Below are 6,164 nucleotides of genomic sequence, written 5' to 3'. Positions count from 1 at the left end.
ATTATTTCAAAAAAAGGGTTTTAATTATGCTTGTTTAGTTGTAAAAAGGTTGTAGTTTTGCGGACTCAAAAAAACGGTTATTATATTTTTTTGTTACGTTCATTGTTTTGTTGTGCTTAGTTTAAGATAAGATTAAAAAAACTTTAAGAAAATTGAGAAATAAGTAAAAAAGAGTTGTATGTTTGCCTCCGCTAAAAGAGGATGTATTTTCCTGAAGTTCTTGTTTGTTTTTTGAGTATTGATTTGAGTTTTATTTCTTCAAATTTTTTTTAAAAAAAACCAACATTTTTTTTGTCAGAGTAAAAAGGAGTTGTATATTTGCACCCGCTTTGAGAAACAAGCATACGTTCATAGAAAAAAGAGTTATACTGGAGTAGATTAATTAGTATTAATTTTAGGGTTCGATTCCTTATTAATTTACAAGTAACGCCCTGCAATGAAGATTGTTTTAGGGAGTTTTAAAAAGTTCATTGACATATTGATTGACAGCGCGTATTATAGTTGCTTTTTAATAAGTTATTATAGTACAGAATAAGAATAAAGACTAGAAACATTTTAGAGATACGATAAAATTCCTATTGTTATTGTTTAGATAATATTTAAGAAATAACGATGAAGAGTTTGATCCTGGCTCAGGATGAACGCTAGCGGCAGGCTTAACACATGCAAGTCGAGGGGTAACAGGAGTGCTTGCACTTGCTGACGACCGGCGCACGGGTGCGTAACGCGTATAGAACCTACCTTTTACTGGAGAATAGCCCAGAGAAATTTGGATTAATGCTCCATGGTATTTATGATCGGCATCGGTTATAGATTAAAGATTTATTGGTAAAAGATGGCTATGCGTTCTATTAGCTAGTTGGTAAGGTAACGGCTTACCAAGGCTACGATAGATAGGGGCCCTGAGAGGGGGATCCCCCACACTGGTACTGAGACACGGACCAGACTCCTACGGGAGGCAGCAGTGAGGAATATTGGACAATGGAGGCAACTCTGATCCAGCCATGCCGCGTGTAGGAAGACTGCCCTATGGGTTGTAAACTACTTTTATAGAGGAAGAAACGCAGATACGTGTATTTGTTTGACGGTACTCTACGAATAAGGATCGGCTAACTCCGTGCCAGCAGCCGCGGTAATACGGAGGATCCAAGCGTTATCCGGAATCATTGGGTTTAAAGGGTCCGTAGGCGGGTCTGTAAGTCAGTGGTGAAAGTTTACGGCTCAACCGTGAAATTGCCATTGATACTGCAGGTCTTGAATCATTATGAAGTGGTTAGAATGTGTAGTGTAGCGGTGAAATGCATAGATATTACACAGAATACCGATTGCGAAGGCAGATCACTAATAATGTATTGACGCTAAGGGACGAAAGCGTGGGTAGCGAACAGGATTAGATACCCTGGTAGTCCACGCCGTAAACGATGGTTACTAGCTGTTCGGATTTCGATCTGAGTGGCTAAGCGAAAGTGATAAGTAACCCACCTGGGGAGTACGTTCGCAAGAATGAAACTCAAAGGAATTGACGGGGGCCCGCACAAGCGGTGGAGCATGTGGTTTAATTCGATGATACGCGAGGAACCTTACCAGGGCTTAAATGTAGATTGACAGGTTTAGAGATAGACTTTTCTTCGGACAATTTACAAGGTGCTGCATGGTTGTCGTCAGCTCGTGCCGTGAGGTGTCAGGTTAAGTCCTATAACGAGCGCAACCCCTGTTGTTAGTTGCCAGCGAGTCATGTCGGGAACTCTAGCAAGACTGCCGGTGCAAACCGCGAGGAAGGTGGGGATGACGTCAAATCATCACGGCCCTTACGTCCTGGGCCACACACGTGCTACAATGGTAGGGACAGAGAGCAGCCACTGGGTGACCAGGCGCGAATCTATAAACCCTATCACAGTTCGGATCGGAGTCTGCAACTCGACTCCGTGAAGCTGGAATCGCTAGTAATCGGATATCAGCCATGATCCGGTGAATACGTTCCCGGGCCTTGTACACACCGCCCGTCAAGCCATGGAAGCTGGGGGTACCTGAAGTCCGTCACCGTAAGGAGCGGCCTAGGGTAAAACTAGTAACTGGGGCTAAGTCGTAACAAGGTAGCCGTACCGGAAGGTGCGGCTGGAACACCTCCTTTCTAGAGAAAGACGATATAATAGGAATAGTTTTTTTATATGTTTTTAGTCTTAAGCTGTCGATTAATTAATTTTTTAGTATTGAGTACAGAGTATTAGGTATTAAGTATAAGTTTTTAGGATAATATTCTAAATTCTTAGTACTGATTACTCATTACTATTAAACAGTCTCATAGCTCAGCTGGTTAGAGCGCTACACTGATAATGTAGAGGTCGGCAGTTCGAGTCTGCCTGAGACTACGAAATAGATGTAGATGTAAGAATCAAGATTTTAAATGCAAAAGAGTTGTTTATCATTTTTATTAGCGATTATACCTTAATTATTACATATATTATCAAATAAGTTCATAAGTATTTTATTGAAAAAGGAAATTCTAGAAGATAGAGTTTAAGTCACATTATTCGTAATTCTAAATTCGACATTCGGGATTTGTATAATGGGGGATTAGCTCAGCTGGCTAGAGCGCCTGCCTTGCACGCAGGAGGTCATCGGTTCGACTCCGATATTCTCCACAATTCTTTAGATATAAAATTTGATAGTTTACAAAACACAGGATTCATTAATATGGAAAAGTCTTTGTGATCATCATTTTTATATTTCTAATAAGAAAAACGTTCATTGACATATTGATTTAAAGAATACGAGCATTAATTGTTCTTGAAATATAGAATAATTAGTGATAATAAATTAAGAGAATGTTTTGTTATGTTTTATCGGATATAACAAGACTTATAAACTAAAAGAGCAAGTTAAAGCAAAGACGCATAAGCTAATTAAGGGCGTATGGGGAATGCCTAGGCTCTCAGAGGCGAAGAAGGACGTGATAAGCTGCGAAAAGCTGTGGTTAGTGGCACATACACTATGATCCGCAGATATCCGAATGGGGCAACCCGGTATATTGAAGATATATCACACCGTAAGGTGGGCGAACCCGGAGAACTGAAACATCTAAGTACCCGGAGGAGAAGAAAACAATAGTGATTCCGTTAGTAGTGGCGAGCGAACGCGGATTAGCCCAAACCGGTATTGTTACGGCAATGCCGGGGTTGTAGGACCACGCTATAAGATTTATATTGAATTAGAATGCTTTGGAAAGAGCAACCAAAGAGGGTGATAGTCCCGTATAGGTAAGATATATTGATTTAGTGGTATCCTGAGTAGTGCGGGGCACGTGTAACCCTGTATGAATCTGTGGGGACCATCCCATAAGGCTAAATACTCCTGAGAGACCGATAGTGAACCAGTACCGTGAGGGAAAGGTGAAAAGAACCCTGAATAAGGGAGTGAAAAAGATCCTGAAACCATACGCTTACAAGCGGTCGGAGCGGCGTAAGCTGTGACGGCGTGCCTTTTGCATAATGAGCCTACGAGTTACTTTTACTAGCAAGGTTAAGGTTTTAAGAACCGCAGCCGTAGCGAAAGCGAGTCTGAATAGGGCGAAGAGTTAGTAGTAGTAGACGCGAAACCGTGTGATCTACCCTTGGGCAGGTTGAAGCTTTGTTAATCCAAAGTGGAGGACCGAACCCGTTGACGTTGAAAAGTCTTGGGATGACCTGAGGGTAGGGGTGAAAGGCCAATCAAACTCGGAAATAGCTCGTACTCCCCGAAATGCATTTAGGTGCAGCGTTGATTTAAAGTTTTATAGAGGTAGAGCTACTGATTGGATGCGGGGGCTTCACCGCCTACCAATTCCTGACAAACTCCGAATGCTATAAAATGTTAATCAGCAGTGAGGGCATGGGTGCTAAGGTCCATGTCCGAGAGGGAAAGAACCCAGACCATCAGCTAAGGTCCCTAAATATATGTTAAGTTGAAAAAACGCGGTTGAACTGCTTAGACAGCTAGGATGTTGGCTTGGAAGCAGCCATTCATTTAAAGAGTGCGTAACAGCTCACTAGTCGAGCGGTTCGGCATGGATAATAATCGGGCATAAACATATTACCGAAGCTATGGATTTATGTATTAATTTATATAAGTGGTAGGGGAGCATTGTAGTATGCGTTGAAGGTGAGAGGCGATTCTTGCTGGAGTAGCTACAAAAGAAAATGTAGGCATAAGTAACGATAATGCGGGCGAGAAACCCGCACGCCGAAAGACTAAGGTTTCCTCAGCTATGCTAATCAGCTGAGGGTTAGTCGGGCCCTAACGCGAACCCGAAAGGGGTAGTGGATGGACAACAGGTTAATATTCCTGTACCTGCTCACATTAAAAGTGACGGAGGCGTTAATTTGGTGCGAACTGACGGAATAGTTCGTTGAAGCGAGTAGTAATACCGCGATAGTACACAGAGGCTTCGGCTAGTGTGATAATCCAGAGACGCGACTTCCAAGAAAACCAAGTGAAGCAGCCCGTACCGTAAACCGACACAGGTAGTTGGGATGAGAATTCTAAGGCGCTCGAGAGATTCATGGTTAAGGAACTAGGCAAAATCGACCCGTAACTTCGGGAGAAGGGTCGCCCATCATATGATGGGCCGCAGTGAATAGGTCCAGGCGACTGTTTATCAAAAACACAGGGCTATGCTAAATAGAAATATGATGTATATGGCCTGACACCTGCCCGGTGCCGGAAGGTTAAGAGGAGGGTTTATCTTCGGAGAAGATCTGAATTGAAGCCCCGGTAAACGGCGGCCGTAACTATAACGGTCCTAAGGTAGCGAAATTCCTTGTCGGGTAAGTTCCGACCTGCACGAATGGTGCAACGATCTGGACACTGTCTCAACCATGAGCTCGGTGAAATTGTAGTATCGGTGAAGATGCCGGTTACCCGCTGTGGGACGAAAAGACCCTGTGAACCTTTACTATAGCTTAGTATTGACTTTGGATAAGTAATGTGTAGGATAGGTGGGAGACTATGAATTGGCGTCGCCAGGCGTTGAGGAGTCATTGTTGAAATACCACCCTTTGCTTATTCGGAGCCTAACTTGGAGACAAGGACAGTGCTTGGTGGGTAGTTTGACTGGGGTGGTCGCCTCCAAAAGAGTAACGGAGGCTTCTAAAGGTCTGCTCAGTACGGTTGGTAATCGTGCGTAGAGTGCAATGGCATAAGCAGGCTTGACTGAGAGAGATACAGCTCGATCAGGTACGAAAGTAGAGCATAGTGATCCGGTGGTTCCGCATGGAAGGGCCATCGCTCAAAGGATAAAAGGTACTCCGGGGATAACAGGCTGATCTCCCCCAAGAGCTCACATCGACGGGGGGGTTTGGCACCTCGATGTCGGCTCGTCACATCCTGGGGCTGGAGAAGGTCCCAAGGGTTGGGCTGTTCGCCCATTAAAGTGGCACGCGAGCTGGGTTCAGAACGTCGTGAGACAGTTCGGTCTCTATCTACAGTGGGCGTTAGAAATTTGAGTGGATCTGACTTTAGTACGAGAGGACCGAGTTGGACTAACCGCTGGTGTATCTGTTGTTCCGCCAGGAGCATTGCAGAGTAGCTACGTTGGGAAGGGATAAGCGCTGAAAGCATATAAGCGCGAAACCCACCACAAGATGAGATTTCTTTAAAGGGTCGTGGGAGACTACCACGTTGATAGGCTATAGGTGTAAAGGCAGTAATGTCATAGCCGAGTAGTACTAATAACCCATAGGCTTATGCGTACACCCTGGTATTGAGCAATCACCACCAGGGTGGAGAATTGCTTTGATAGCTTCTTTTTAGTTATAGACTCTTATATGACAATGATACTCGTATTTATATTTAAATCAATATGTTAACTTATTATCTTGGTAGTAAGTATCGAGTAGAATGTACTAAGTTTAAAAACTTACTACTTCCTGCAACATACTTCATACCAATAACAGCTTAAGGTGGTTATAGCATCGGGGCTCACCTCTTACCATTCCGAACAGAGAAGTTAAGCCCGTTAGCGCCAATGGTACTACAATCGTGGGAGAGTAGGTCGCCGCCTTCCTTGAAACCCTTCATTATTATAATGAAGGGTTTTTTTATTCCTAATGACTAACTATACCATATAGAAAGTTTGGTCACTGTTTTAAAGAGATGTAATATCTGATTTGTATTTTATTTGAGAGTTT

2 tRNA genes and 3 rRNA genes are annotated in these 6,164 nt (G+C 43.3%); all 5 read left to right on the top strand.

Annotation, left to right across the window (positions count from 1 at the left end):
• Positions 1-609 precede the first annotated feature (609 nt).
• The 5 genes from F0000_RS26235 (at position 610) to rrf (ending at position 6,040) form a co-directional block, all read left to right on the top strand.
• Positions 610-2,131: ribosomal RNA gene (locus F0000_RS26235) — 16S ribosomal RNA — on the top strand.
• A 164-nt stretch (positions 2,132-2,295) separates the two neighbouring features.
• Positions 2,296-2,369, top strand: a tRNA-Ile gene (locus F0000_RS26230).
• 199 nt (positions 2,370-2,568) lie between these two features.
• A tRNA-Ala gene (locus F0000_RS26225) sits at positions 2,569-2,642 on the top strand.
• A 250-nt stretch (positions 2,643-2,892) separates the two neighbouring features.
• Positions 2,893-5,726: ribosomal RNA gene (locus F0000_RS26220) — 23S ribosomal RNA — on the top strand.
• Between the two features lie 206 nt (positions 5,727-5,932).
• A 5S ribosomal RNA gene (gene rrf / locus F0000_RS26215) occupies positions 5,933-6,040 on the top strand.
• Together the 16S, 23S and 5S rRNA genes with 2 tRNA genes alongside form the textbook arrangement of a ribosomal RNA operon.
• Positions 6,041-6,164 lie beyond the last annotated feature (124 nt).

It is taken from the genome of Aquimarina sp. RZ0 (assembly GCF_008370685.1).
In the GTDB taxonomy this organism is placed as follows: Bacteria; Bacteroidota; Bacteroidia; order Flavobacteriales; family Flavobacteriaceae; genus Aquimarina.
This window is presented reverse-complemented; position numbering and strand designations above follow the sequence as displayed.